Origin of the sequence: Pseudomonas defluvii (assembly GCF_001695625.1) — a bacterium.
Taxonomy (GTDB): domain Bacteria; phylum Pseudomonadota; class Gammaproteobacteria; order Pseudomonadales; family Pseudomonadaceae; genus Aquipseudomonas; species Aquipseudomonas defluvii.
The window spans coordinates 17,401-42,408 of sequence record NZ_MBPN01000040.1; the positions used below are offsets into that span (position 1 = coordinate 17,401).

28 protein-coding genes are annotated in these 25,008 nt (G+C 61.5%); 5 read left to right on the plus strand and 23 right to left on the minus strand.

Annotated elements, in window-relative coordinates; all coding sequences use genetic code 11:
• Positions 1-55: 55 nt before the first annotated feature.
• Positions 56-382 (plus strand): DUF3077 domain-containing protein, encoded by a 327-nt coding sequence (locus EKA13_RS13115; RefSeq protein WP_065759826.1) that lies wholly within the window; start codon positions 56-58, stop codon positions 380-382.
• Here EKA13_RS13115 and EKA13_RS13120 read toward each other — a convergent pair.
• Entirely contained in the window at positions 379-1,308 is a 930-nt protein-coding gene (locus tag EKA13_RS13120) for a class I SAM-dependent methyltransferase (RefSeq protein ID WP_065759827.1), read from the minus strand. The genes EKA13_RS13115 and EKA13_RS13120 overlap by 4 nt on opposite strands.
• A 31-nt stretch (positions 1,309-1,339) precedes the next feature.
• Entirely contained in the window at positions 1,340-2,248 is a 909-nt protein-coding gene (locus EKA13_RS13125; RefSeq protein WP_065759828.1) for a DMT family transporter, read from the minus strand.
• A gap of 131 nt (positions 2,249-2,379) precedes the next feature.
• Between EKA13_RS13125 and EKA13_RS13130 the strand changes: the two genes are divergently transcribed.
• The gene (locus tag EKA13_RS13130; protein WP_065759829.1) at positions 2,380-2,817 is read left to right on the plus strand and encodes an Lrp/AsnC family transcriptional regulator; all 438 of its coding nucleotides are present in this window, start codon (positions 2,380-2,382) and stop codon (positions 2,815-2,817) included.
• 16 nt (positions 2,818-2,833) lie between these two features.
• Here the strand turns inward: EKA13_RS13130 and EKA13_RS13135 are convergent, their stop codons facing one another.
• From EKA13_RS13135 to EKA13_RS13180, 10 genes are all read right to left on the minus strand, one after another.
• The gene (locus EKA13_RS13135; protein ID WP_065759830.1) at positions 2,834-3,763 is read right to left on the minus strand and encodes a phosphatidate cytidylyltransferase; all 930 of its coding nucleotides are present in this window, start codon (positions 3,761-3,763) and stop codon (positions 2,834-2,836) included.
• A gap of 1 nt (position 3,764) precedes the next feature.
• A complete protein-coding gene (locus EKA13_RS13140; protein ID WP_065759831.1) occupies positions 3,765-4,388 on the minus strand; it encodes a lysophospholipid acyltransferase family protein in 624 nt (207 codons plus the stop codon).
• Positions 4,389-4,398: 10 nt separating this feature from the next.
• The gene (locus EKA13_RS13145; RefSeq protein ID WP_065759832.1) at positions 4,399-4,854 is read right to left on the minus strand and encodes a hypothetical protein; all 456 of its coding nucleotides are present in this window, start codon (positions 4,852-4,854) and stop codon (positions 4,399-4,401) included.
• Positions 4,844-6,169 carry a phosphatase PAP2/dual specificity phosphatase family protein gene (locus EKA13_RS13150; RefSeq protein ID WP_065759833.1) on the minus strand — a complete coding sequence of 442 codons (1,326 nt, stop codon included), beginning with the start codon at positions 6,167-6,169 and terminating at the stop codon, positions 4,844-4,846. Before EKA13_RS13150 ends, EKA13_RS13145 begins: the two co-directional genes overlap by 11 nt.
• A complete protein-coding gene (locus EKA13_RS13155) occupies positions 6,169-7,923 on the minus strand; it encodes a bifunctional alpha/beta hydrolase/class I SAM-dependent methyltransferase (RefSeq protein ID WP_065759834.1) in 1,755 nt (584 codons plus the stop codon). The genes EKA13_RS13150 and EKA13_RS13155 overlap by 1 nt, the downstream gene beginning before the upstream one ends.
• A gap of 8 nt (positions 7,924-7,931) precedes the next feature.
• Positions 7,932-8,558 carry a CDP-alcohol phosphatidyltransferase family protein gene (locus EKA13_RS13160; RefSeq protein ID WP_065759835.1) on the minus strand — a complete coding sequence of 209 codons (627 nt, stop codon included), beginning with the start codon at positions 8,556-8,558 and terminating at the stop codon, positions 7,932-7,934.
• A 205-nt stretch (positions 8,559-8,763) separates the two neighbouring features.
• On the minus strand, positions 8,764-9,174 hold the full coding sequence (locus EKA13_RS13165) for a hypothetical protein (protein ID WP_065759836.1): 411 nt from the start codon (positions 9,172-9,174) through the stop codon (positions 8,764-8,766).
• A 19-nt stretch (positions 9,175-9,193) separates the two neighbouring features.
• The gene (locus EKA13_RS13170; protein WP_065759837.1) at positions 9,194-11,287 is read right to left on the minus strand and encodes a putative bifunctional diguanylate cyclase/phosphodiesterase; all 2,094 of its coding nucleotides are present in this window, start codon (positions 11,285-11,287) and stop codon (positions 9,194-9,196) included.
• Positions 11,288-11,519: 232 nt separating this feature from the next.
• Positions 11,520-11,861 (minus strand): FKBP-type peptidyl-prolyl cis-trans isomerase, encoded by a 342-nt coding sequence (locus EKA13_RS13175; protein WP_065759838.1) that lies wholly within the window; start codon positions 11,859-11,861, stop codon positions 11,520-11,522.
• A gap of 435 nt (positions 11,862-12,296) precedes the next feature.
• The gene (locus tag EKA13_RS13180) at positions 12,297-13,229 is read right to left on the minus strand and encodes a DMT family transporter (protein WP_065759839.1); all 933 of its coding nucleotides are present in this window, start codon (positions 13,227-13,229) and stop codon (positions 12,297-12,299) included.
• Positions 13,230-13,387: 158 nt separating this feature from the next.
• On the opposite strand from EKA13_RS13180, the gene EKA13_RS13185 reads away from it, so the two are divergent.
• Complete coding sequence (locus EKA13_RS13185; RefSeq protein WP_065759840.1) at positions 13,388-14,281, plus strand: LysR substrate-binding domain-containing protein; 894 nt, start codon at positions 13,388-13,390, stop codon at positions 14,279-14,281.
• Positions 14,282-14,311: 30 nt separating this feature from the next.
• On the opposite strand, the gene EKA13_RS13190 is transcribed toward EKA13_RS13185, so the two are convergent.
• From EKA13_RS13190 to ccmA, 11 genes are read right to left on the minus strand one after another with little or no spacing between them, the layout of a single operon-like run.
• On the minus strand, positions 14,312-15,250 hold the full coding sequence (locus EKA13_RS13190) for a 2-hydroxyacid dehydrogenase (protein ID WP_065759841.1): 939 nt from the start codon (positions 15,248-15,250) through the stop codon (positions 14,312-14,314).
• A 48-nt stretch (positions 15,251-15,298) separates the two neighbouring features.
• Positions 15,299-15,712 carry a hypothetical protein gene (locus tag EKA13_RS13195; RefSeq protein WP_065759842.1) on the minus strand — a complete coding sequence of 138 codons (414 nt, stop codon included), beginning with the start codon at positions 15,710-15,712 and terminating at the stop codon, positions 15,299-15,301.
• 12 nt (positions 15,713-15,724) lie between these two features.
• The gene (ccmI, locus tag EKA13_RS13200) at positions 15,725-16,933 is read right to left on the minus strand and encodes a c-type cytochrome biogenesis protein CcmI (RefSeq protein WP_065759843.1); all 1,209 of its coding nucleotides are present in this window, start codon (positions 16,931-16,933) and stop codon (positions 15,725-15,727) included.
• Positions 16,926-17,402 (minus strand): cytochrome c-type biogenesis protein, encoded by a 477-nt coding sequence (locus EKA13_RS13205; RefSeq protein WP_065759844.1) that lies wholly within the window; start codon positions 17,400-17,402, stop codon positions 16,926-16,928. The genes ccmI and EKA13_RS13205 overlap by 8 nt, the downstream gene beginning before the upstream one ends.
• Positions 17,399-17,935 carry a DsbE family thiol:disulfide interchange protein gene (locus EKA13_RS13210; protein ID WP_065759845.1) on the minus strand — a complete coding sequence of 179 codons (537 nt, stop codon included), beginning with the start codon at positions 17,933-17,935 and terminating at the stop codon, positions 17,399-17,401. The genes EKA13_RS13205 and EKA13_RS13210 overlap by 4 nt, the downstream gene beginning before the upstream one ends.
• A complete protein-coding gene (locus tag EKA13_RS13215; RefSeq protein ID WP_065759846.1) occupies positions 17,932-19,920 on the minus strand; it encodes a heme lyase CcmF/NrfE family subunit in 1,989 nt (662 codons plus the stop codon). Before EKA13_RS13215 ends, EKA13_RS13210 begins: the two co-directional genes overlap by 4 nt.
• Positions 19,917-20,381, minus strand: a complete 465-nt coding sequence (ccmE, locus tag EKA13_RS13220; protein ID WP_065759847.1) for a cytochrome c maturation protein CcmE — start codon at positions 20,379-20,381, stop codon at positions 19,917-19,919. The genes EKA13_RS13215 and ccmE overlap by 4 nt, the downstream gene beginning before the upstream one ends.
• Complete coding sequence (gene ccmD / locus EKA13_RS13225) at positions 20,378-20,554, minus strand: heme exporter protein CcmD (RefSeq protein ID WP_065759848.1); 177 nt, start codon at positions 20,552-20,554, stop codon at positions 20,378-20,380. Before ccmD ends, ccmE begins: the two co-directional genes overlap by 4 nt.
• A complete protein-coding gene (locus EKA13_RS13230) occupies positions 20,551-21,327 on the minus strand; it encodes a heme ABC transporter permease (protein WP_065759849.1) in 777 nt (258 codons plus the stop codon). Before EKA13_RS13230 ends, ccmD begins: the two co-directional genes overlap by 4 nt.
• A gap of 45 nt (positions 21,328-21,372) precedes the next feature.
• On the minus strand, positions 21,373-22,041 hold the full coding sequence (ccmB, locus tag EKA13_RS13235; protein WP_065759853.1) for a heme exporter protein CcmB: 669 nt from the start codon (positions 22,039-22,041) through the stop codon (positions 21,373-21,375).
• Complete coding sequence (gene ccmA, locus EKA13_RS13240) at positions 22,038-22,670, minus strand: cytochrome c biogenesis heme-transporting ATPase CcmA (RefSeq protein WP_065759850.1); 633 nt, start codon at positions 22,668-22,670, stop codon at positions 22,038-22,040. The genes ccmB and ccmA overlap by 4 nt, the downstream gene beginning before the upstream one ends.
• A gap of 194 nt (positions 22,671-22,864) precedes the next feature.
• Here ccmA and fliK point away from each other — a divergent pair, with 194 nt between their 5' ends.
• Positions 22,865-24,436 carry a flagellar hook-length control protein FliK gene (gene fliK, locus EKA13_RS13245; protein WP_065759851.1) on the plus strand — a complete coding sequence of 524 codons (1,572 nt, stop codon included), beginning with the start codon at positions 22,865-22,867 and terminating at the stop codon, positions 24,434-24,436.
• On the plus strand, positions 24,433-24,768 hold the full coding sequence (locus EKA13_RS13250) for an EscU/YscU/HrcU family type III secretion system export apparatus switch protein (RefSeq protein WP_065759852.1): 336 nt from the start codon (positions 24,433-24,435) through the stop codon (positions 24,766-24,768). Before fliK ends, EKA13_RS13250 begins: the two co-directional genes overlap by 4 nt.
• The last annotated feature ends 240 nt before the right edge of the window (positions 24,769-25,008 follow it).

Below are 25,008 nucleotides of genomic sequence, written 5' to 3' on the forward strand. Positions count from 1 at the left end.
CACCCTTTCGTTTGGCGACGATTCAGGTGGTAGCTCCAGTTCAATACAGGAGTTCATCGTGAAAAAAATCGTCCCCGATCCCCCCGCGTTTCTTTTCGCCAAAACAGCCGAAACCACCTTTGGCGAGTGCGAAGGCCACCCGCCGTTGTTTACCGTGCGACCGGGCATCAGTGCTGAAGACGCACTGGTCCATGCGGCGCTTTTCCTCAAGTGCGCCATCGATACGTGCCCTCAGGCCGTGCAGTACACCGACGAAACGGGCCGTGGCTTTGCCTGGAGCACGCTGCATTCCGTGCAAATGGCCAAAGGGCTGGTCGATGCCGTGCTCGACGGCATCGAAAGCCACAACCTGAACGCGCACCGTGACGCGCAAAACCACTAGACGCCTCGGGTAAACACCAGTGCCTTGAGGCCACCCGCCGGATCGTTGTCGGGAAACTCCGGCGGGTTGCTCAGGCGCTCGACGAAATGCAGTTGTGGCGCTTCGGCGGCCATGCCCTCGATGAGAAACTCAGGGCCAATGGCCGGGTCGTTGACGCACGCCAGCACCACGCCCTGCTCCGTCAGCAGTTCCGGCAAGCGGCGCAGGATCTTGCTGTAGTCGTGGGTCAGGACAAAGCTGCCACGCTGGAAGGTCGGCGGGTCGATGATGATCAGGTCATAGGGGCCGCCCTTGCGCACCTTGCCCCAGGACTTGAACAACTCGTGGCCGAGGAAGCTTACCCGCGCCAGTTCATGCTCATTCAACCGGTGGTTCTCGCGCCCACGGCTCAAGGCGGCCTTGGCCATGTCGAGGTTGACCACCTGTTCGGCGCCACCGGCAATCGCCGCCACGGAAAAGCCGCAGGTATAGGCAAACAGGTTCAAGACGCGCTTGCCCGCCGCCTGTTCACGTACCCAACGACGGCCATGGCGCATGTCGAGAAACAGCCCGGTGTTCTGCTTCAGGCCCAGGTCGAGCTTGTAGCGCAGGCCGTCTTCGTCGATCAGCCAATGCTCGCTCGGTGTACCCAGCAACCAATGCCCCGGGCTGTCCGGCAGATAGCGGTGTTGAATCAGAATCGCCTGCCCGGGCCACTGCGGGCCTGCCGCCAGCGCCAGCAGCATCTGCTCGAGGGCCGGCAACTGGCCCTCAGGCGGTTCGCGAAACAATGACACCAACAACACGCCCTGCAACCAGTCGACGGTGATCTGCTCAAGCCCCGGCCAGCAGCGACCGCGGCCATGGAACAGGCGCCGGGTTTCCGCCGGAGCGGGGTTGAGGGCGTCGAGCAGGTGTTCGCGCAGGGTGTCGATAACAGAAGTCATGGCAAGGATCGAGGCTGTAAAGCGGCCTATTCTAACCCGACTCCCCCACCCTGGGCGCAGGCCTTGCCGGCTTGAACCACCAGCCCTGCTGCATACCGGCCGCCGCCAGCAAGATCGCGGCGACACCTAGCCACTGCAGCAGGCTCAGGCGATGGTCAAAGGCCAGCCAGTCGACGAAGATCGCCGCAATCGGGTAGATGAACGACAAGGCGCCAGTCAGGGCGGTTGGCAGTTTTTGAATGGCGCCGTACAGCAGCACGTACATCAGCCCGGTGTGAACCATGCCCAATGTCACCAGGCTGGCCAGCTCGCTCGCTTCGTGCGGCAACCCGCTGGTGTTGGCCCAGGGCGCCAGCAGCAACACGCCGGTGCCGACCTGAATCAACGCGATCAGGTGCGGTGGCGTGCCGCTCAGACGCTTGATGATCAACGCGGCGACGGCATACAAGAATGCTGCCCCCAAGGCCAGGCCAATCCCCGCCAGGTAGTCTTCCCCCGAACCTTGCTGAGCGCCATGAGCGCTGACAATCGCCAGCATGCCGGCAAAGGCAATGCTCAACCAGAACACTTTCGGCAGGGTAATTTTCTCGCCGAGAAACACTGCAGCCAGTGCCACCAGCATGAACGGCTGGACGTTGTACACCGCTGTACCAATGGCAATCGACGCCCGCGAATAGGAGGCGAACAGCAACACCCAGTTGCCGACGATGGCCACGCCACTGAGCACCGCCAAGGCGAAGGTAGCCCGACTGAGGATACCCGGGCGCAGGAAACCGAACAGCGCGCAAATCACCAGCAAGGTGCCGGCACCGAACACGCAACGCCAGAACACGACATCCAGCACCGGTTGCCCGGACACCAGCACAAACCAACCGATGGTCCCCGAAATCAACATGGCGGCGACCATTTCCAGCGACCCACGACGTATTGAACTGTCCATCACTCACCTCCGATACGATGGACAAAGTATGACGAGCGCCGAGGTGGCCATTCCAGCGGAAAAAGCAGGCTAAACTTGGCGTTAACCTTTTTTATCAAGGCACTTTTTCCTTTTTGCCTAACGAGGCGGATATGACTGACGACATCGACCAACTGCTGATCAACGCCCTGATGGAAGACTCTCGACGCTCGCTCAAGGCCCTGGCCCAGCTCAGCGGGCTGTCGGCGCCGAGTGTCAGTGAGCGCCTGCGCCGCCTGGAAGAGCGCGGCGTACTGAAGGGCTATACGGTGGATGTCGACCCACGCAGTTTTGGCTACCAGTTGCAGGCCATCGTACGTATCCGCCCTCTGCCCGGTCAGTTGCAGGAGGTCGAACGGCAGATCCAGGCCATCCCCGAATTCACTGAATGCGACAAGGTCACGGGGGACGACTGCTTCATTGCCCGCCTGCATGTGCGCTCGATGGAGCAACTCGACACCCTGCTCGACCGCCTCAACAGCCATGCCGAGACCAACACCGCCATCGTCAAGAAGACCCCGGTCAAGCGCCGTTTACCGCCGATGAATTGAATGGCCAATGGCCGGTTCAACTCCAGCCGTAGCGCACCAGGTGGAAAAACACCGGGGCGGCAAAACAGACGGAATCCAGCCGGTCGAGCATGCCGCCGTGGCCTTCGATCATGTGCCCCCAGTCCTTGACGCCACGATCACGCTTGATGGCCGACATCACCAGGCCACCGGCAAAGCCCAGCAGGCACACCACCAACGCAAGCAGCGCGGCCTGCCAGGGCGCAAACGGGGTAATCCAGTACAGCGCCGCACCGATCAGGGTCGCCAGCGCGATGCCGCCGAAGAAGCCCTCGGTGGTTTTCGACGGCGACAGGTTGGGCGCAATCTTGTGCTTGCCCCACAGCTTGCCGCAGACGTACTGCAACACGTCCGACAGCTGCACCACCAGGATCAGCCAGGCGATCAGCAACAGGTTGCGCCCCTCATAGCCTGGAATATCCAGGGTCAGCAACGCGGGCACGGCGGACACGCAGTAGACCGCAATCGTCAGGCCCCATTGGACTTTCGAGGTGCGCTCCAGAAAGTGCGTGGTGTCGCCGCCCAGTGACGACAGGATCGGCATCAGCAGGAACAGGTAGACCGGGATGAAGATCGAGAACAGCCCGTACCAGTCCATCCCGATCAACAGGTACTGCACCGGCAAGGCAAAGTAGAACGCGGCCACCAGCGCCGGATAGTCGCTTCGCCGGGTAGGCGTCAGGGTCATGAACTCGCGCAGGGCATAGAACGACACGCCATAGAACAGCAGGATCACGCCGACCTGACCGATCATGAAGGCGATGCCGATCACCGCGACCATCACCCACCAGGCATTGATGCGGGCATTAAGGTTGTCGATCACCGGGTTCGGTGCCGAAGCCCGCCATTTCAGGAGTTGGCCGACGACCGTGGCCAGGACCAGAATGCCGCCAATACCGGCAAACAGTTGCAGTGTTGTGCTGTCCATTTCAGACCCCCTCCTTTGCCAGGGCCAACAAGGCGTCCCGTGATCGTTCAAGGAACATGGCCTTGCTCTCATCCGCCGCCAGCGAAATCGGTTCGCCGAAGTTCAAGGTGCATAACAGTGGCAACGGCAACACCCGGCCTTTGGGCATCACACGGTTGAGGTTGGCGATCCACACCGGAATGATCTCGATGTCTGGCCGTTGCCGCGCCAGGTGGTACAGGCCACTTTTGAACGGCAGCAAGGTTTCATCGCTAAGGTTGCGCGTGCCCTCAGGGAACAGGATCAGTGAGTCACCCTGCTCCAGCGCATCAAGCATCGCCTGCAACGGCTGGCTATCTGGAAGCGCATGCTGGCGGTCAATCAGCACGCCGTTGAACACCCGCTGGATCAGGAAACGCCGCAACCGCCCGGTTAGCCAGTAATCGGCACCGGCCACAGGGCGGGTACGCTGACGCAAATGGGCGGGCAGCGAGGCCCAGAACAGCACGAAGTCACCGTGACTGCTGTGGTTGGCAAAATAGATACGTTGCACCGGCTCAGGGCTACACCCCAGCCACAGTGCACGTGCGCCGGTCAGCAGCCGCGCACCGGAGGTTATGGCGAAGGCAACCAGAGAAACAAGCATCGAGAATTCCTTACGCGATGAGGGAAAGCCACGGCATGCACAGGCACGCCAGGAACACGATCAGGCATTGCGCACACACCCATAACGCCTGGAACCGAAGCAAGCGCAATGCGCCCCGGCTACGTTCAAGCAGGCTTCTGGAACCCGTTGCCGCGGGCTGCAAGCCCAGCTCGTACAGTGCGCTATCAAGGGCCTCGGCCTTCAGGTCAAAGGCTTGTGGCGGCTGTGCCAGGCAGGTGAACAGGTCGGCATCCAAGGCAACCCGCAGGGCGAAGTACTTTTGTACCAACCCACAGAACAGCAAGGCTCCGGCCAGCAGCGCAGCAAACAACGAAGGTGCAACCCCAAACAACGGCGCCAACCCGACAAGCAACGCCACCCCCGTCAGCACCGTGGAAAACCGGTCCAGGTCACGCCCTCGGCGCAGCAGGTTGACGACCAGCTTCAGGTGCATCTCAGTAGCCATCGGACACCACCGTTGCAAGAGGTATAAGGGCCTGGCGCTGAGCCTGGGCCAGCACCACCTGCGGTCGTGCCTTGCGCACACAGGCCAGGGCGCTGTCGATGTCGCGGCAACGGCGGGTGTACAACAACCAGGCCGCCACTGCCGTTGCGCTGCGCGAGTAACCCAGCGCACAGCACACCAGTACCGGCCCCTGCTGGCGCAAGGCCTCGATGGCCTGCGCCGCCGCCTCGCAGCGGGCTGCGCTTGGCGCCGTCAGGTCGAGCACCGGGAAGCTGCGATAGGCCTTGCCACGGCTGTCGACCGGCAATTCCGCACACAGGTCTACGATCGCAGCAAACGGCTGGGCCTGCCCTGCGGCTGGAATTCGCCCAAGCCAGACGTTGTCAGCGACCTGAACGGGATGTGGGTGCTGCCGCGTCCATACCCGGGAGTTGACCCAGGCAGCCAGCAGGTAAGGCGCCAGTAACCCTTGAGCAGCGGCTGACAGCCGCCCGTCCGCACGCTTCTGAAAGCCTTCGGCACCGAACAGGGCGTAGTTCAGCGCCACCAACAGCAACGACAGCGCCGGCCACAGTAGCCACAGTGCGCTGCCTTTCAGGGTCAAGGCCAGCGCCACCAGCACCGCGCTGCCCAGACCGTAGCGCACAGCCAACAGCCGGCGTTTCGGGTCGGTCGCCCGTTGCAGCGTACGCAAGGGGCTTTGCCCCTCGCTGGGCCAGAGCCACAGGCAGAACAAGCCCGCGGCCACACCGGTCGGCACATCAATGAAATGGTGTTGCCAGGTAGTCAGGACCGACAGACCAATCAGCACGAACCAACCGTGCAACAGAACGCGCCAGACGCCACGGGCATACCGGGCAAAGCAGGCCCAGAGCACGACCAGTAAGGTGATGTGCAGCGAAGGCGCCTGATTGAAGGGTTTATCGAAGCCCATAAGCAGGTCGAACATCAGCCCGAACGTCCCTTCCAGTGGCGGGCGCTCGAAGGTGAAACGCAGGGGCCAGAGAAGAAAACAGGCAATGCAGATCACCTGCGCACTGAGCAGCCGCAGACCATGCCGGTCCATTTCGCGGCGACTGGCCGGTAGCAGGAATGACAAACCGTACAGCAGGTCAATCGACCAGTAAGGCACGATTGTCCAGGGCCATAACGGCAGGTGTTGTTCCCAGGCAAAGACCAGGCTGCCAACATCATCACGCTGGCCGGTAAACCGGTTGGCGAAGCCGTAACTGGCGAAAAACAGTGGCCCGAGCAGTAACAGCCAGAGCACACCGCGCTTCCACAGCCCGGCCTCCCTTGCCTCAACAGGCGCCATCACGACACCCGTTGAGCCAGAGACACGGTGAAGATACCCCACTCGTCCACACGCTGGGTCACCTTGCGGAAACCGGCACGTTCAACCAATTGGTCCATTTCAACCTGGCTGCGCCGACGCATCACCCAGGCCTGCCCTTCACGGTGGCTGGTCAAGGCGCGGGCAATGAATTCCAGTTGCGGGTGCCAAGGCTGCCCGGTGTACACCAGGTAACCCCCTTCTTCCACTGCAGCGGCCAGACCGGCCAGCGAATCACTCACCATGGCATTGCTGGCGAACAGTTCATAGAGCCCGGAAACCACGGCCAGGGTCTTGGGTTCCAGCGCGGCCAGGTCCTCGCGGTCGAAGGCATCGCCTTTGACGAAGCGGGCGATATCACCCAGCCCTTTCTGCTCGATCAGGGACGAACCATCACGTACGTTCAGGTCGCTGTAGTCGCGCAGCAGGATCGACTCAGGCCGTTGCGCGCCCTGCTCCAACGACTCGAGGATATAGCGACCATGCCCGGCAGCAATGTCGACGATATGCACGGGGCGCTGCTGTTCACGCAACGATGCCATCGCCTGGCGCAACAGCTCCTCGACGTGCACCTTGCGCTGACGGATACCGCGCCAGCCAATAGCGTTCAGGTAGTTGCGGTCGATCAGGCGGCCCAGCGGCGAGTTGCCGGTGGGCTGGTTACGGTAGACGTAGTCCAGGGTACTGCCCGAATCGAAGCCGGTGTCGAAACCCAGCTTGACCCCGGCACTGAGCGTGGCACCCAGTTTCAGCCCGGCACGAGTCGCCCGCCAATACAGTTCACGCGGCGAGTTCAGCGGCAAGGGTGCGGCCAGGGCTTCGGACTCGGCGCAGCTCCAGCCGATCTGGTCGGCGTCGAGCAATGACGGCCTGACGATGGGCTCGGCGAAGTTGTGCAAAATGAAACGGCGCATACGCTGGGTAGCCTGTGCGCGCTCGAGCTCCCCCAGGGTGTCGTGGAAAAAGCCTGGCAGGATGTGTTTTTCCTTGCACACGCTGCCCAGCCGGTCGAAGAACTGCTCCTGCGGTTTGCGGTGCACGACAAAGTCGGCACCGGAGATCAGCAGCTGGGTCGGTGTCTGGATCGACTGCGCATCAGCCACCACCCGCTCGGCGGCGTCATACAGCCCCAGCAGCATGTTGACCGAAATCGGCCGGGTAATCAGGGGATCGCTCTCGTAAGAGGCAATGCGTTGCGGGTCATGGCTGAGGAACTTGGCCTTGACGTAGCTGTTGACGAAGAAGTTGCCGCGCCAGGCGCGCATGAGCTTCAGGCCCGTACGGGCAAACGGTACATAGAGCTTGACCTTGAAGGCCGGCGAAGCCAGAACCAGTGCACGTATTGGCGGCGCATAGTCGTGAACCCAGGTCGCGATCAATACCGCACCGACGCTTTGCGCAACCACCGCCATGTGGTCAACCGCAATACCGTACTGGTCACGGATATGCTCGATGAAGGTCTGTACATCGCGCACGCTGGTGGCAAAGCCAGGGCTGTCGCCCCGCGCACCTGGCGACTCGCCATGACCGCGTGCATCCCAGGCAAACACATCGAAGCCCGGCAGGTCCAGTTCGTCGGCCAGGTGAGCCATCCGCCCACCGTGTTCATGCCCTCGGTGGAACAGCACCAGCGCCCGGCGAGGCGCGGCCTCATCGCGCTGAACCGCCGGCCAGTGGCGGTAAAACAGGCTGACGTTGTCATGGGTACTGAAGGACTGCTGCAGGGCTTCGCGCATCAATTGATTCATTCCGTTGGATTGATGGAGGTGCAAGGCTGTGCCAGCCCCTGGCGGACACGGTTGACGATGGTGTACACGAGCAGGGCCAATACCAGGGCCAACAGGCCGTTGATCCAGACGCTGCTCAACAGGCCGCTGGCGACACCTGCGCCCAGCACGCCAAAAACAAACGCACGGTCACTCTTGCCCATCGGCCCGTCGTAACGGCGTTCAGCCCCGACCATCAGGCCCAGTACCCCGGCGTATTCACTGATCACGGCCAACACCACCACCAACACCACCAGCAATGGCGACACCCCAACCAGCAGGGCAAACGGCAGGTACAAGGCACTGTCGGCGATCACATCGCACAGCTCATTGAGGTAAGCCCCCAGCCTGGACTGCTGACCGAACTCACGGGCCAGCATGCCATCCACGGCATTGAGGGCCATGCGCAGGAACATCCACACCGGTATCAGGGCAAACAGCCAGGCCCGGCTGGCAAACAGTGCCACCAGCAACCCAATGAGCAAGGAAACAACTGCCGCCGTCACAGTGACCTGATTGGCCGTCACACCGCGCTGGTGCAAGCGGGTGACGAACGGACGCAGTACGCGCTGGAAGCGCGGTTTGAGGTGGTAAATCGAAAGCATCAACACTCATCCTTTAACTGATGCAAAACGACCCTGGAACCCTGCCTCGGCCGTACGCTGCCCTCTTGGCAACTGCCCGTAATGCCGCACAGGGTATTGTTTCACGCCCGACTAACCTGGCGAGATCGCCAACAAGGGAAACAATTCCCCCATTCGACATCCCTGACACACTAACGGTCACAGAACAGGCAAAGGGCCATCAGCCTCAACGTGGCACGGCGATGTACCACTTGGGCTTCATGCGCCCGAAATCCTGGCGCCGGTTGTGCTTGAGGGCTTTTTTTGAGTCCAGCACAAAACAGCCCTCTGCATCGCGCACGAAGACAACCCAATGCCAAAAAGGCCGGCCAGCCACCAGCCGCCACTTGATCGCCAACAGGGCGCGGTCGGGCAACGCCTCCCACCCGTCAAAAGGGTGCTGCTCAGGGGCCACAACGATACCCAGTTCGCCGAGCAGACGGCGAACATAGTGGGTGTCCGACCACAGCGCGCGGTCTTCGGCAAAGATACCCAGCGCATTGGCCACCTGCCGCGCCTGGCCATAATCAATCTGTGCCAGGGCGGCACAGGCGGCAATGCCGCATCCGGTAGGTTCCTGCTGTACAACAGCATCCATGCGATAAGTCTCCATTGCGTCAGATCAGTGAGGAAATGCTCTCCAGGCGCCGCTCGGCAGGCTCAGGCCGGCCAAACAGATAACCCTGGAAGTGAGAACAGCCTTGCTCTACGAGGCCCTTGAACTGGGTACGGGTTTCAACACCTTCAGCGGTGGTCTGGATGTCGAGGCTCCTGCCAATACCTGTGATTGCACTGACAATGGCCAGCGCCTCACGGCTGCGCTCCATATCCTGAGTAAAGGTTTTGTCGATCTTGATTCTGTCAAACGGGAACGAGCGCAGATAGCCCAATGACGAATAACCCGTACCAAAATCATCCAGGGCAATACGTACGCCCAAGGCCTTGATCTGCCGCAGGGCTTCAATGTTGCCCAGCGAATTTTCCAACAACACCGATTCGGTGATTTCCAGTTCCAGCCGATGAGGTTCAAGGCCCGAGCTCTTCAGCGCATGCTCGACCAGCGCGACGAACTGGCTGTTTCTGAACTGCATGGGTGACAGGTTTACCGCCACCGTCTGTTGCCCCGACCAACTGGCGGCCTCGCGGCACGCCTCCTTCAGCGCCAATGCTCCCACTTCGTGAATCAGGCCGGACTCTTCGGCAATCGGTATGAAATCCAAGGGCCCGACCTGACCGTTGACAGGATGACGCCAACGCATCAACGCTTCGTAGCCCACCACCTGCGTGTGGTCCTGGTCGGTGATCGGCTGGTAGTACAACTGTAACTGTTCGCTGGCAATCGCATCGCGCAGTTCCAGTTCGATGGTGCGCCGGTTACGCGCCGCCTCATCCATGTCCAACCGGAAAAACTCATGGCAGTTACGCCCATTGCGCTTGGCTTCATACAACGCCATATCAGCATAACGCAGCAGTTTTTCCGGTGTGCTGTGATCGCCAGGCGCCAAGGCGATCCCCACACTGATGCCCACTGATACACGGTGCCCATCGATCAGGAACTCCGGCTTTACCGCCTCGATCAGCCGTTGAGCAGCTTCCGCCGCATCAGCCGGCTTCGAAAGCCCCGGGAGAATCACCGCAAACTCATCCCCACCCAGACGGGCCAGGGTGTCATGGCTACGCAACACCTTGCGCAATCGCTCGGCAAGCTGGCGCAGCAGTTCATCGCCGTATTGATGCCCGAGGGCGTCGTTGACGTTCTTGAAGTTGTCCAGGTCCAGACAAAGGGTGGCTGTCACACAGGACTTCAGGTTATCGAGAAGCAAAGCGTCATTCAGCCGCTGGCGCAGTTGCACGCGGTTGGGCAAGCCCGTCAGGATGTCGTGATGCGCCAGAAAGCGAATCCTTTCGTTGGCCGCGTTCTCTTCAGTAATGTCATCGGCAATCAACATCAGGTAACGCTTGCCTGACTCATGGCCGTGAATGCTCAGTGCTCGTGAGCGCAGCGTGCGAACACCGCGCGGCGTCTCAAGCTGCTCCTCAGAACGGTGTGCAACCTCGGTCAGCAGGGCTATGTCCGCCAGTTGCTCAAAATACTCGCTTATCTGCGGGGCCAGGCATTCCTCACTGCGTTTACCGACCATGTCCGCGTGCGGGCAATCGAACAGTGTTTCAGCCTGTCGGTTGGCCAACAGGATCTGCCGCGTCACGGCATCTTGAACCACAACGCTGGAGGGGATATTGGCAATCACGGTATCCAGGAACATCGACATTGATGCCATCTGTTCACTATAACGTTCAGCCAGCTCCTTGGCCTCGAGCAGTTGCTGCTCTCGGTTACGCAACTCCGTGATATCACGGGTGACCTTGGCGAAGCCGATGAACGCGCCCTGTTCATCGTAAATGGCGTCGATGACCACGTTCGCCCAGAACGCGCTTCCGTCTTTGCGAAAACGCCAACCCTGGGCCTCGAAGCGGCCCGTACGACGTGCGATCTCAAGCCCTCGCTGAGGCACACCTGCGGCCTGTTCCTCCGGGGAGTAAAAGCACGCGAAATTCCGACCGACTATTTCCTCTTGCCGATACCCCTTGGCGCGTTCGGCACCGGCGTTCCAGTTCGCCACGGTACCCTCTGGGCTTAGCATGTAGATCGCATAATCGACCACACCCTGCACCAGCAACCTGTACATCACATCTGAATTATCTAGGGTCATTGCACTCATTGCCGCCAATCGTCCATTAACACGTCGACCGAGCAAGAACCCAGTGTCCGAAGACGCGAGCAACGAGACCAAGTCGATAGCACTATGCTACCAATCTTGTCCTACAGACAGACAAAAAATCAGCTCAAAGGAGGGGCAAGAAACCTAAAAACAGATGGCTGGTAGAGTGGGCACGCACTGGCACAGCCGGGTGGGTAATGGCCGTGCCAGCCTGGGGCCGCGGTCAATCGTCGCGGGTCAGTACTTCCAGCAATTCGATCTCGAAGACCAGGTTCGAGTGAGGCTTGATCACCGGGCCCATCTTGCGTGCGCCATAGGCCAGGTGAGATGGCACGAACAGCTTGCGCTTGCCGCCAACCTTCATGCCCATCAGGCCCTGGTCCCAGCCCTTGATCACGCGCCCGGTGCCGATGACACACTGGAACGGCTTGCCCCGCTCATAGGAAGAATCGAACGGTGTGCCGTCTTCGAGAAAGCCGCGGTACTGGGTGGTGATCAAGGCCCCCTTTACCACGGCCTTGCCTTCGCCCACCTGGATATCGGTAATTTGCAGTTCGCTGCTCATGCTTGTCCTCGTTGAAACGTACGTACGCTATTGCCGCAGCCTTTTCTCAGGAATGCGCGCGTTTGGCAAGCACCGACAAAAACCAGGGGCGATACAGGTTTGTAATTTGTGGCACCTGTCTCGCGAACTTATCCATTCCCTGAAGTGGCACCACCGGTTGGTTTCGCCTCTATACGGCGACCCACTTTTGAACGGCACAAAAGTGGGCAAAACGCCCTGTCCCGACATCCGGCCCTACGCTGCGCTTCGGGTTCCTTCCTTACGCCATCGCTCCCGTGTGGACGCGCCGACGGGCCATCCATGGCCCATCAGCACTTGCTACTTCGCGCACTGAAAAACAAAGCCCACGCAGGAAATCCACGCTCTGCACGAGTGCCACCATCCCCCATTGTCCCAGCCGATCTCGGCAATCTGTAAGCCGGCAACACCCTCAGTTCAGGCAACGCTTACCGCCCGCTGGGGTTCATGCTGACGCATCGACCAGCACACGCCGCCAATCACCAGCACAATCGCGGCGGCTTCCAGCACGCTCGGGCCGCTGTGCCGCCAGATGAAGGCATACAGCAGGGCAAACAGCGTTTCGAATACGATCAACTGGCCACTCATGGTCAACGGCATCCGCTTGGACGCGGCGTTCCACAGCAAGGCGGCCAACCACGAGCCAAACAAGGCGCTGCCCAGGCTGTAAAGCCAGAACAGGCTCCAGCGGCCAGCCGGCGCCTCGACGTGCAACTGAGCCGGTTGCCACAGCCAGATCGCAGCGACCAGCAGCAAGCTGAACAGGCCCGTGGCCACACCACAGAACACCGACCACTGGTGGCTGTCGAAATGCCCGGACTGCTTCAGGTAGCGGCTGTTGTGGACGGCGTACCAGGTCCAGCTCAGCAGCGCACCCAAGGCGTACAGCACACCGATAAACTTGTCAGCCATGGCGCCCGGCTCTACGGCGAAGGTTTGCAGGTTGATACAGAGCATGCCGGCGAGGATCAAACCTAATGGGCCGGCCAGCCGCGACAAGGCAATTGCGCCGCTGTCATGGCGACCGTACAGGGTGATAGTCAAGGGCAGTACCCCGACAATCAGCGAAGCTGGCGCCACGCCCAGGCGCTGAATCGCGGCCACCAGGCAAATGAAGTAGATCAGGTTGCCGATCACTGATAGCCGCGTGAGCATCCACAGGTCGCTCAGGGTCAATTTGCGCAAGGCCTGACGCAGGGGAATGGCAAGCACCAGCGAAATCACCCCGAACAGTACGAAGCGTGCGCAGCTGAGCAGCACCGGGCTGAACTCCGGCAACAACTGCGGCACCATCAGTACCATTCCCCACATCGCTCCGGCCACGCCGGCATAGGCCACACCCCGTTTCACCGCACACACCTCTTGATGGATTGATGCGCGCAGGCTAGCCGCTCACACGCCCCTCGACAAAAGATCATTCGGCATGCAGCCATTCCCATATGGAATACCTTTCCCCCGTCAGCCTTCGATCTTATGATCAGGGCATTCCGTAAACGCAGGCCTGGAACATGAGCCGCTTCAACCGACACTTGCCGCCTCTCGACACCTTGATTGCCTTTGAAGCGGTCGCCCGCACTGGCAGCTTTACCCGCGCTGCCAGCGAGCTATGCCTGACGCAAAGCGCAGTCAGCAAGCAAATAAAGGTGCTGGAGGATCACTTGTCGGCGCCGTTGTTCGAGCGGCGCGCACGCGGTATTGCCCTGACCCAGGCCGGTACCGCCTTCAATGCCATCGTCGAACCCATGCTGGAGAGCCTGCTGGCTAATGTGCTGCGGCTCAAGAGCGGTCATGGCAGCCGCAATGTCAGCGTTATCTGTACACACGCTGTGGCGCAGTACTGGCTGTTCCCGCGCCTGTTGCGCTTCAACGAACAACACCCCGAACTGACGGTGAACATTCACGCCAGCAACGAGATCAGCGAGAGCGTGATCGCCGACTACGACTTCGGCATCCTCTACGGTCATGGCCGCTGGCGCTCGCTGCAGGCCAACAAGCTGTTTGACGAATGCATCTATCCGATTGTCAGTGCCCAACGCCCACTGCCAGCGGTGCACTCACTCAGTGAGCTGCAGGCCTTGCCCCTGATTCAACTGGACGCCTCAGCCTGGAACTGCCTGGACTGGCACGACTGGTTCAACCATCAGGGCGTCCGCTACAAAGCACCGGCTGACGCAGTGACGTTCAACCAGGTCAATCTGGTGTTCGATGCAGTGATGCAGGGCATGGGTGTGGGATTGGGCTGGGAGTTCATGGCGCGCGAGCGGATCGACAGTGGGCAGATCCGCGCGGTTTCGGACTTTGTCGTGCATACCGGGCAGGCCGACTACCTGGTGCACGACAAACAGGTGATGCCTTCGCCTGCGGCGAAGATCTTTGCAGACTGGCTGATGGCGAACGGTTGACCCCGCCCGCGTGTTACTGCGTGGTGCGTATCAGGCGGTGACCGGGGTCAGAACAGGCTTGCCGGAAAAGAACGCCTGCAGGTTCTGCAACACCAGACGCACCGTATCACCCGCCGCTTCCGGCGACTGCCCGGCCACGTGCGGGGTCAACACCACATTCGGCAGTGCCTTGAGCGCTTCAGGTACCGCAGGTTCTTCATCGAAAACGTCCAGCGCAGCACCGGCGATGCGCTTTCGCTGCAACGCATCGACCAGGTCGGCGGTACAGACCACGCTGGCCCGGGCGATGTTCACCAGGAAGCCCTCTTCGCCCAATGCCTCCAGCACCGTGGCGTCGATCAGGTGCCGGGTACTGGCACCACCCGGCGTGGCAACCACCAGAAAATCCGATGCCTGCGCCAACGCCAGCACACTGTCACAGTACGTGTAGGGCACGCCGCTACGTGGCTGGCGGCTGTGGTAACTGACCTGCATATCGAAACCAAGAGCGCCACGCTTGGCGATGGCCTGGCCAATCGCCCCCAAGCCGAGAATGCCCAGACGCTTGCCGGCCAGCGACGGGCTGATTACCCGGTTCCACTCGCCACGACGGGTTGAAGCATCGGCACGGGGGATATCACGAACCACCGCACACAGCAGGGCCATGGCATGGTCAGCCACCGTCGATGCATTGGCGCCCGCCCCATTGGTGACGGTGATACCGCGTGCTGCCGCTGCCGCAAGGTCAACCTGCTCATAGCCGGCACCAATCACGCAGATGATTTTCAGGTGTGGCAATGCCGCCATTTCATCGGCATGCAGGCCCAGCGGCCCGCGCGTAAGCACCACATCGATTTCACTGCCATGGCGAGCAATGGCCTCGCGCCGTAGCGCTGGCGTCTGCGCAAGAATCAGGTTGAAACCGTTGTTGCGCAGCAGGTGCAGGTAGTCGTCGACCGTTTCTACCAGCACCAGTACCGTCTTTGTCATGCCTTGCTCCAGAACTGTCCGCGAGGGCGCATTGTGCGCCAGCACGGACTAGTTGGAAAAGGCCCGTCCCAGACCACCCGGAACACCGCTGCTGTCGGTTTCCTGCCAAGGCCCCTGGAGGCTGGTCGACCAGCTCCAGCCGTTATTCCAGCGGTAGTAGGTGCGCTGTCGGTAGAAGGTGTTGGTCTGGCCTTCGAGGACGTAAACCCCGAGGCGCGGATCCCAGTGGCTGGCACCGCCGGGTGGCGGTGCGAAGCTGGCCGAGGTGCGCGGCATCGGTTTCTGCGAAGGGGTAACGGTTGGCTTGCTCGGCACGGTGCCCGGGCGCGGCGTCGGCTTGATCACCGGCCCTGGTGGTTGACGCCCTATGGGCGGTTCAGGGTAAGTCGAAGGCTGCTGCACCGTACACGCACTCAAGCCCAGAAACAGGGTAATCAGGGTGAGGCGTACGGTGCTGTTCATGAGGCTACTCGCTTAAGGATCCGGGCTGTCGATGGTCAGGTGCTGCTGCGCCTCGGTACTGCTGGCCAGCGGCGAACTGCGGCCGATCCACTCACCCTTGGTCGGCTGGCCTGCGCGAGAGACGCGCGCAACCAGTTGGACTTCAGGAAAGTTCGACAGTTTCATGCTCGGCATCATTGCGTCGCTATCCGCCAATTCGACCTCGATGGGCAACTGGGCCACCGTCACCCGCTTCACTGCCAACGGCATGGGCGGGCCTTCGCTCGCACGGGCAAAGATAAACACGCTGTCACCTGGCTGAACCTTGTCCTTCAGCGCTGCCGCCAGTTCGACCCGTACCTTGAGCCGCGCCGGTGCCTTGTCGCTGACGGCAGGGGTTGTTACGGGCTCAACACCGCTGGCCTTGAGCCTGTCGGCAGCACGTGCCACGCCGCCTTCCAGCGCCGCACGGGAGGCATCACCGGCAGGCAGTTGCGCCAACAGGCGGTTCCAGTAATCAATGGCCTGTTGATAGCGCTGACCTTCGAACGCGGCAATACCCAAGAGCCCAAGGCTGGTGACTTCCTGCGGATCAGCCTTGAGGGCTTCGTCGGTCAGCCCCTGCAGCTGCGGGGTCCACTGCTTGCCGTTGGCAAAGTAAAGCGCCTGCGCCCACTGCCCGAGCAGCTCGGGCTGGCGCCCGGCCAGGCCCACGGCACGCTCGAAGGTCTTGGCGGCATCGGCGGAACGCTCTTGCGCCATGTAGGCACGACCAAGGAAGTACAGGCCCTCGGCCGAATCAGGCTGGGCAGCAACGGCGCGCTCCAGGCGTGCGGTCATTTCTTCCAGCGACTGCGGTGCCTGGGCAAATTCCTGGGTCAGGGCCACTTTGTCACTGGCGCCAAAATGCAGGTACAGGCCCAGGGCCATCAATGGCACCAATACCGCAGCCAGCAGTGGCAGCGGTTTGCCAAGGCGAGCCAGCCGTGCAGGCTCGGCATTTTCGGTATCGTCGAGCAGCTCGCGGGCCGCTTCGTCACGCCCACTCGCCAGTTGTTCGGCGCTAAGTACACCGGCAGCCTGTTGCGCCTGCAACTCGGCGACGCGCTCCTGATACAGGGCAACGTTCAGTGCGGTACGGTCTTCTTCCAGTTGCGCACGACGTCCGCGCAGCACCGGGATCAGCAAAAAGCTCAGGGCTACCAGTAACAGCAGGCCTGCAGCAAGCCAGAAATCAGTCATGGGTCTGTTCTTTTTCCAACAGTTTGGCGAGGCGCTCACGCTCCTCGGGAGAAAGGTCGGCGGTGCCGTTCACAACCGGGGCGCGGCGCTTGCGCACGATCACCGCAAGCACCACGACGCCGCCCAGCAGCAGTGCACCGGGGCCGAACCACAGCAACCAGGTACGTGCAGTCAGGGCCGGTTTGTAACGGACGAAATCACCGTAACGGTCAACCATGAAGTCGATGATCTGCTGGTTACTCTTGCCCTCGCCCAGCATCCGGAAAATTTCCCGACGCAGGTCGGCGGCAATGGGTGCGTTGGAGTCTGCGATGTCCTGGTTCTGGCATTTGGGGCAACGCAGTTCCTTGGTCAGGTCGCGATAACGCTCACGTTCAGCATCATCGGCAAACTGATAGGTATCAATTGCCGCCTGGGCCACGCCGGCCAGGCTCAGGCCCAGTAAGGCCGCTGCTAGCCAGCGCTTCATTGCCGGCCCTCGTCGACAAGGCCTTGGTACAACGGCGCCAGTTGCTCGCGCCAGACAGTCTCGTCGACGACACCCACGAACTTGTGACGGATGATGCCCTTGGCATCGATCAGGAAGGTTTCCGGCGCGCCGTATACACCCAGGTCCAGACCCAGGGTGCCCTGCTCATCGCGGATATTGAGCTGATACGGGTTGTGGAAGTCCTTCAGCCACTTCAGCGCCGCCGCATTGTCGTCTTTGTAATTGACCCCGTAGATCCGCACGCCCTGTTCGGCCAGCTTGTTCAGCACCGGGTGCTCGACCCGGCAGGACACGCACCAGGTACCCCAGACGTTGACCAGTGCCGGCTTGCCCAGCAGGTCGGCCTGGGTCAGGGTGCTCTCGCCCTCCACGGCTGGCAGGGAGAAATGCGGGAACGGCTTGCCGATCATTGCCGAAGGCAGTTCAGCCGGGTCCAGGTACAACCCGCGATAGAGGAAGACCGCCACCAGCAGAAACACCGCCAGCGGCAGCACCATGATCCAACGCTTCATGCAGTTGCTCCAGACATGCCCAGTACTTCACGTACACGGCTTTTCACCTTGACCCGATAACGCCCATCCAACGCGGCCAGCAGGCCACCCAGGCCAGTCAGCAGACCGCCCAGCCAGATCCAGCGCACGAACGGTTTGACATGAACCCGTACAGCCCAGGCGCCGTTGTCCAGCGGTTCGCCGAGAGCAACATAGAGGTCGCGAGTGAAGCCGGCATCGATGCCCGCTTCGGTCATCACCGATTGCTGCACGGTGTAGAGGCGTTTCTCCGGGTGCAGGACGCTGATCTCACGCCCATCCTTGACCACCCGAACCGTGCCCTTGTCGGAGGTGAAGTTCGGCCCCTCGAAATGCTTGGCGCCCTCGAAAATGAAGTGGTAGCCCGCCAGTTCTACTGACTCGCCCGGCGCCAGGCGCAGGTCGCGCTCGGCACTGTTGTTGCTCGACAGCACCACACCCAGCGCGCAAACCGCCAGGCCGAAGTGAGCGACGTGCATCCCCCAGTAGCTGCGGGTGAGGCTTCGCATGCCCTTGAACACACCCTTGTGGCGGGTCTTGTCGAGAAGGTCACGCACGCCGGCAAGCACGATCCAGGCCGCCAGGGCAAAGGTGGTCAGTACTGGCCAATCGAAGTCATCCACGATCAGCCCGCCGATCGGCGCCAGAATGGCGCTGCCGACCAGTACCGGGGTGAGCATGCCCAGCAGCCATTTGCCGGGGGTGTCTTTCCAGCGCACGAGAACACCTATGGCCAACACCACCATCAACAGGGCCATCAGGGGCAGGAACAGTGCATCGAAGTACGGTGGGCCGACGGACAGCTTCGCCCCGGTCAACGCGTCGAGCACCAGCGGATACAGCGTGCCGAGCAGGATCATCGAGGCCGCGACCACCAGTATCAGGTTGTTGGCCAGCAGCAGGGTTTCACGCGACCAAAGGGCAAAGCCAACCTGGCTCTTGACGACTGGCGCACGCAGCGCGAACAGGGTCAGCGAGCCGCCGACCACGCACAGCAGGAACATCAGGATGAACACACCGCGCTCCGGGTCGGAAGCGAAGGCATGCACCGAGGTCAACACGCCCGAGCGAACCAGGAAGGTACCCAGCAAGCTCAACGAGAATGCGGCAATGGCCAGCAGTACCGTCCAGCTCTTGAACACGCCGCGTTTTTCAGTCACGGCCAGGGAGTGGATCAGGGCAGTGCCAACCAGCCACGGCATGAACGAGGCGTTCTCTACCGGGTCCCAGAACCACCAGCCGCCCCAACCCAACTCGTAGTAGGCCCACCAGGAGCCCAGGGTGATACCAATGCCGAGAAAGGCCCAGGCGATGATGGTCCAGGGCCGCGACCAGCGCGCCCAGGCCGCATCAAGACGACCGCCGAGCAACGCAGCGATGGCGAAGGCAAACGCGACCGAGAAACCGACATAGCCCATGTAGAGCATGGGTGGGTGAACGATCAGGCCCACATCCTGCAACAGCGGGTTGAGGTCACGACCATCGGTCGGCACCTGCGGCAACAGCCGCTGGAACGGGTTGGAGGTGACGATCAGGAACGACATGAAGCCCACGCTGATCATGCCCATGATCGCCAGCACGCGGGCGAGCATCACCTGTGGCAACTGCCGGGAGAAGATCGACACGGCAAAGGTCCAGCCGCCGAGGATCAGCGCCCAGAGCAGCAGCGACCCTTCGTGAGCGCCCCACACCGCGCTGAACTTGAAGTACCAAGGCAGGGCGCTGTTGGAGTTGCTGGCGACATAGGCAACCGAGAAGTTATCGGTCATGAAGGCGTGGGTCAGGCAGGCAAAGGCGAAGGCCAGGAATGCGAACTGGCCCCAGGCCGCAGGCCGTGCCAGGCTCATCCACAGGCTGTCACCGCGCCAGGCACCCAGCAATGGCACACTGGCCTGGACGCAGGCAAAGCACAGCGCCAGGATCATGGCCAATTGGCCCAGTTCGGGGATTACCAAAGCGGCGTTCATGGTTTGCCTCCGGCCTGGCCAGCGTCAGTCGCAGCCTGACCGCTTTCCTTCAGGGCTTTGGTCACTTCTGGCGGCATGTACTTTTCATCGTGCTTGGCCAGCACTTCGTCCGCCACTACCACACCTTCGGCATTCAGTTTGCCGAGTGCAACAATACCCTGCCCTTCGCGAAACAGATCCGGAAGAATGCCGCGGTAGGTAATGGGCACGGACTTGTTGAAGTCGGTGACCACAAAACGCACGTCCAGCGAATCACCGGAACGTTGCAGGGAACCTTTTTCAACCATGCCGCCCGCACGGATACGGGTGTCCAGGGGCGCCTCGCCATTGGCGATCTGGGTTGGGGTGTAGAACAGGTTGATGTTCTGCTGCAAGGCACTCAATGCCAGTGCCACGGCAACGCCGAGGCCGGCGAGCAGGCCGAGAATGATGAACAGGCGCTTCTTGCGTTGCGGATTCACTGATTGCTCTCCCGGCGCAGACGGCGCGCCTCTTCTTGCAGGTAACGGCGACGGGCCAGGATTGGCACCGCGACGTTGATCGCCAGCACTAACAAGCTAATGCCGTAGGCCGACCAGACATACAGGCCGTGGTGGCCCATGGCGAGAAAATCGCTGAAGGAGGTGAAACTCATCGTGCCAACTCCCGACCCAGGGTATTCATGACTTCACTTTTCACCCAACTGCTGCGGGCTTCGCGCTTGAGTACTTCAAGGCGCATGCGCATCAGCAGTACCGCGCCGAAGAAGCAGTAGAAACCCAGTGCCGTGAGCAGCAACGGCAACCACATTTCCGCCGGCATCGCCGGTTTCTCGGTCAAGGTAAAGGTTGCGCCCTGGTGCAGGGTGTTCCACCACTCCACCGAATACTTGATGATCGGGATATTGATCACCCCGACAATCGCCAGCACTGCACAGGCCTTGGCCGCGCTCTCACGATTGCTGATCGCCTGCCCCAGGGCAATCAGACCGAAGTACAGAAACAGGAGGATAAGCATCGACGTCAGTCGGGCATCCCAGACCCACCAACTGCCCCAGGTCGGCTTACCCCAGATGGCGCCGGTAACCAGCGCCACGGCGGTCATCCAGGCGCCAATGGGCGCAGCGCACTGCAATGCAATGTCGGCGATCTTCATTTTCCAGACCAGGCCGACCACGCCGGCCACTGCCAGCATCACATAGCAGGACTGTGCCAGCATGGCGGCAGGCACATGGATGTAGATGATGCGAAAACTGTTGCCCTGTTGGTAATCCTGAGGGGCAAAGGCCAGGCCCCAGACCACACCGACCGTCAACAGCAGCACGGCGGCGATCGCCAGCCACGGCAGCATCCGCCCACTGATGGAATAGAACCACTTGGGCGAACCCAGTTTATGAAACCACGTCCAGCTGATTGCGCTGCTTTTCATCACGGTACATCCAGGGTCTTTGCTGGGCAGCGAGCCCAGACCTCATTATTCGCCGACGCTGATCTTCAGGCCAGCCGCTATTGCAAAGGGTGCCAACGTTACTGCCAGGGCGGTCAGGCTACCAAGCCAGAGCAGATAACCGGTCGCCGGCATCGCTTGCAGCGACGCCTGCAACGCGCCACTGCCCAAAATCAACACCGGGATATACAACGGCAGAATCAGCAGCGCCAGTAGCAGGCCACCGCGTTTCAAGCCGACTGTCAGGGCCGCACCCACAGCGCCCAACAGGCTCAACACCGGGGTGCCGAGCAAAAGTGATGCCAGCAGCACGGGCAGGCTGGCACTTGGCAAGCCGAGCATCAAGGCCAGCAGCGGTGCCAACAATACCAGTGCCAGGCCGGAAAAGGCCCAGTGTGCCAGCACCTTGGCCAATACCAGAAGAGGCAGGGGGTGCGACGAAAGGACCCACTGCTCCAGCGATCCATCCTCGAAATCACTGCGAAAAAGCCCGTCCAGCGAGAGCAGGACGGACAAAAGTGCAGCCACCCACACCAACCCAGGTGACAAGGTTTGCAACAATTGTGTCTCAGGACCGACCGCCAAAGGAAACAGTGCAATGACGATGGCGAAGAACACCAAGGGGTTGGCCAGTTCGGCCGGACGACGGCACAGTAGCCGCGCTTCGCGGCTCAGCAACAGGACAAATACACTCATGCGGCCCACTGCCCCAGGTTCAGTTCACGGTAACCGGAGGGTTTGCGCTCCAGCGTGTGGTGCGTGGTGAGGATCACCATGCCACCCGTTTCACAGTGGTGTGCCAGATGCGCTTCGAGCTGGGCCACCCCCTGCTTGTCGAGCGCGGTGAACGGTTCGTCGAGAATCCACAACGGCGGGCTGTCCAGGTACAACCGGGCCAGGGCCACGCGACGCTGCTGACCGGCCGACAGGGTATGACAAGGCACGTCCTCGAAGCCACGCAGGCCCACCGCCGCCAGTGCCTGCCAGATCGCCTCGCGCCCGGCCGGGCGGTGCAAGGCACACAACCAGGCAAGGTTCTCCTCTGGCGTCAGCAGGTCCTTGATCCCCGCCGCATGGCCGATCCACAGCAGCAGCCGGGCCAGTTCGCCGCGTTGCTCAGCCAAGGGCTTGCCTTGAACCAGAATCTCGCCACTGGTCGGGCGCATCAAACCGGCCAGCAACCGCAACAGGCTGGTTTTACCGCTGCCGTTGGGGCCGCCGATCTGGAGCATGTCGCCGGCGGCCAACTGCAGATCGAGATGCTCGAAGAGCATTCGCCAGTCGCGCTCGCAGGCCAGATCCACCGCTTCGAGTTGAGGGGTCACAGGTTTGCCTTATTGGTTCGGATGACTGTCTCAAGTCGGTCCCGGCGCGGCCGTTATACTGGAACGGTGACGCGGCCGACTGGTCTGTTCAAAAGAGCACCAGACCGCGAGCTCAAGGCTCCCCGAAAGTTCGGGCCGCATTATACATGCCATGTCCTACTGCAAAGAGGGCTATTTCGACAGGTTGTAACTTGATGACAGGCGAAATCAACAGCGTCGGCACGCAGGCACTGGCCAATCCACAGGCGCGCGGTGCCGCCATGACCGGCGAACTGCTCAGGCTTTTGCAGCCTCAGCAGGGCCTGCTGGCCCCCGGCGAAACGGCAGACGCCGAAGTTCTCTCGCTGAAGCAGAATGGTCAAGACTTCCAGCTATTGATCAAGTTGACCCAGGACAGCGGGCGGCAAACCAATGTACAAGCCAACAGCAGCCAGCCGCTGGCCCAAGGCACCCAGCTTACCGTCAGCCAGCCCAGCGCCTCGGCCCTGGCTATTGGCGTGCAACAGGCCAAGGCCAGTACTGTCACCACATTGACCCAGATCGACACCCGCCAGTTGCCGGTCGGCACCCTGCTGCAAGGCAAGGTACTGACCAGCCAGGCCCTGCCCCAGGCCAACGGCCAGGCCAGCGTGTTCCGCTCACTGGTGAGCCTGCTCAATACTGTCCAGGCAGGCGCCACGCTGGCCGTGGACAGCCCGCGCCCGCTGCCGCTGGGCAGCTTGCTCAGCGCCGTCGTACGCGGTGAACAACAGCTGTCGTTCATGCCGCTGAGTGGTCGCCAGGACCAGTTGGCAATCGCCCAACACCTGAGCAGCCAGCAAACCCGCCAGGCATCATTACCAGGCCTGCTGGCGGCCTTGCAGCGGATCGCCAGCGATGATCAACAACCTGCCCCATTGCGTACCCGTATCGACACGCTGCTCGCCAGCCTGCCGGATGTACGCCAGCTCAGCGATGCGAAGGGCCTGGCCCACGCCATGAACAACAGCGGCCTGTTTCTGGAAGCCAAGTTGCTCAACGGCCTGCCAAGCGGCCTTGCACCGGACCTCAAGGCCCAGGTAGTACGCCTGATCGCACAGATACTGCCGGGGCTGCCCACCAGCACTCCATTCAACCCCGCCACCGCAGCGACCACCCTGTCCCAGGCCATGCCGGGCATGCTGCGCAACGCGCTGGGCATGCTCGGCCAGGTGGGTGCACGGATCACCCCTTCCAGCTTCCCCCTGCCCTCACGGCTGTTGCAAAGCCTGGAGGGCGAAGGCGACCTTGAGCACGTGCTGCGCCTCGCGGCGGCGGCCGTCTCTCGACTGCAAAGCCATCAACTGGCTAGCCTGGAGCAAACCGGCAGTACCGCCGACGGCACCCTGCAGACCACCTGGCAACTGGAAATTCCGCTGCGCACTGGCCAGGACTTCATGCCCTTGCAGGTCAAGCTGCAGCGCGAAGAAACGCCTGAACAACAGGCCGACCCGGAACGTGAAAAGCGCGACCCTCTGGAAATGCTCTGGAAGATTGAGCTGTCGTTCGACCTCAGCCCGCTGGGGCCGTTGCAAGTGCAGGCGCAGCTTGCCCAGGGCTGCCTGTCGAGCCAGCTGTGGGCCGAGCTGCCCAGCACAGTGCGCCTGATCGAAAGCCAGCTGAGCGAGCTGCGCACTCGTTTACTAGCACGGGGGCTGAGCGTCGGCGAGCTGAACTGTCATCACGGCACGCCGCCGCAAGGGCCGCGTACACGCCTGGAACAACGTTGGGTAGATGAAAACGCATGACTGAGCAAACACCCCGCCAGGCCATTGCCCTGAGCTACGACGGCCAACAAGCGCCCACCCTCACGGCCAAAGGCGATGACGCACTGGCCGAGGCGATCCTGGCCCTGGCGCGCGAGCACGAAGTGCCCATCTATGAAAACGCCGACCTGGTGAAACTGCTGGCACGGATGGAACTGGGCGACCGTATACCCGAAGCGCTGTACTTGACCATCGCCGAAATCATCGCCTTCGCCTGGCAACTCAAAGGCAAGGTGCCGGTGGATTTTGTAGATGAGGGACCGCAGGAACGGGATGTAACGCCACAGGCACTGGGCCTACAGGCACCGCTGTAAAGGGAAACGGGGGATTTGTGGCACTTGTCTCGCGAACTTATCCATTCCCTGCAAAGGGACGCCCTGCAGCGCCTGACATTCCGCGCACCGACAAGCAGAGGCTCGCTGTTTTGCCTGCCTGCGAAGATTTTGGGCTTTTCAGCGTTGCTTTTTATGCACTGAACTCGCAGGCGCCGCCAAATTGTCCCTTCAGGAGGTCGAACGCAGGCAGTGCGTAGTCGGGTGCCAGGCAGGGATGCC

Coding starts and splice junctions, on each gene's coding strand:
- EKA13_RS13205 (WP_065759844.1), bottom strand. CDS start 17,402: ATGAAGCGCTGGCTAGCAGCGGCCTTACTGGGCCTGAGCCTGGCCGGC.
- EKA13_RS13155 (WP_065759834.1), bottom strand. CDS start 7,923: ATGCGCGAAGCCCTGCAGCAGTCCTTCAGTACCCATGACAACGTCAGC.
- EKA13_RS13135 (WP_065759830.1), bottom strand. CDS start 3,763: ATGGACAGCACAACACTGCAACTGTTTGCCGGTATTGGCGGCATTCTG.
- EKA13_RS13145 (WP_065759832.1), bottom strand. CDS start 4,854: ATGGCTACTGAGATGCACCTGAAGCTGGTCGTCAACCTGCTGCGCCGA.
- EKA13_RS13250 (WP_065759852.1), top strand. CDS start 24,433: ATGACTGAGCAAACACCCCGCCAGGCCATTGCCCTGAGCTACGACGGC.
- EKA13_RS13195 (WP_065759842.1), bottom strand. CDS start 15,712: ATGAACAGCACCGTACGCCTCACCCTGATTACCCTGTTTCTGGGCTTG.
- ccmD (WP_065759848.1), bottom strand. CDS start 20,554: ATGAGTTTCACCTCCTTCAGCGATTTTCTCGCCATGGGCCACCACGGC.
- ccmB (WP_065759853.1), bottom strand. CDS start 22,041: ATGAGTGTATTTGTCCTGTTGCTGAGCCGCGAAGCGCGGCTACTGTGC.
- fliK (WP_065759851.1), top strand. CDS start 22,865: ATGACAGGCGAAATCAACAGCGTCGGCACGCAGGCACTGGCCAATCCA.
- ccmI (WP_065759843.1), bottom strand. CDS start 16,933: ATGACTGATTTCTGGCTTGCTGCAGGCCTGCTGTTACTGGTAGCCCTG.
- EKA13_RS13175 (WP_065759838.1), bottom strand. CDS start 11,861: ATGAGCAGCGAACTGCAAATTACCGATATCCAGGTGGGCGAAGGCAAG.
- EKA13_RS13120 (WP_065759827.1), bottom strand. CDS start 1,308: ATGACTTCTGTTATCGACACCCTGCGCGAACACCTGCTCGACGCCCTC.
- EKA13_RS13210 (WP_065759845.1), bottom strand. CDS start 17,935: ATGAAGCGTTGGATCATGGTGCTGCCGCTGGCGGTGTTTCTGCTGGTG.
- EKA13_RS13185 (WP_065759840.1), top strand. CDS start 13,388: ATGAGCCGCTTCAACCGACACTTGCCGCCTCTCGACACCTTGATTGCC.
- EKA13_RS13230 (WP_065759849.1), bottom strand. CDS start 21,327: ATGAAAAGCAGCGCAATCAGCTGGACGTGGTTTCATAAACTGGGTTCG.
- EKA13_RS13170 (WP_065759837.1), bottom strand. CDS start 11,287: ATGACCCTAGATAATTCAGATGTGATGTACAGGTTGCTGGTGCAGGGT.
- EKA13_RS13160 (WP_065759835.1), bottom strand. CDS start 8,558: ATGCTTTCGATTTACCACCTCAAACCGCGCTTCCAGCGCGTACTGCGT.
- EKA13_RS13140 (WP_065759831.1), bottom strand. CDS start 4,388: ATGCTTGTTTCTCTGGTTGCCTTCGCCATAACCTCCGGTGCGCGGCTG.
- EKA13_RS13190 (WP_065759841.1), bottom strand. CDS start 15,250: ATGACAAAGACGGTACTGGTGCTGGTAGAAACGGTCGACGACTACCTG.
- EKA13_RS13125 (WP_065759828.1), bottom strand. CDS start 2,248: ATGGACAGTTCAATACGTCGTGGGTCGCTGGAAATGGTCGCCGCCATG.
- EKA13_RS13130 (WP_065759829.1), top strand. CDS start 2,380: ATGACTGACGACATCGACCAACTGCTGATCAACGCCCTGATGGAAGAC.
- EKA13_RS13150 (WP_065759833.1), bottom strand. CDS start 6,169: ATGGCGCCTGTTGAGGCAAGGGAGGCCGGGCTGTGGAAGCGCGGTGTG.
- EKA13_RS13165 (WP_065759836.1), bottom strand. CDS start 9,174: ATGGATGCTGTTGTACAGCAGGAACCTACCGGATGCGGCATTGCCGCC.
- EKA13_RS13215 (WP_065759846.1), bottom strand. CDS start 19,920: ATGAACGCCGCTTTGGTAATCCCCGAACTGGGCCAATTGGCCATGATC.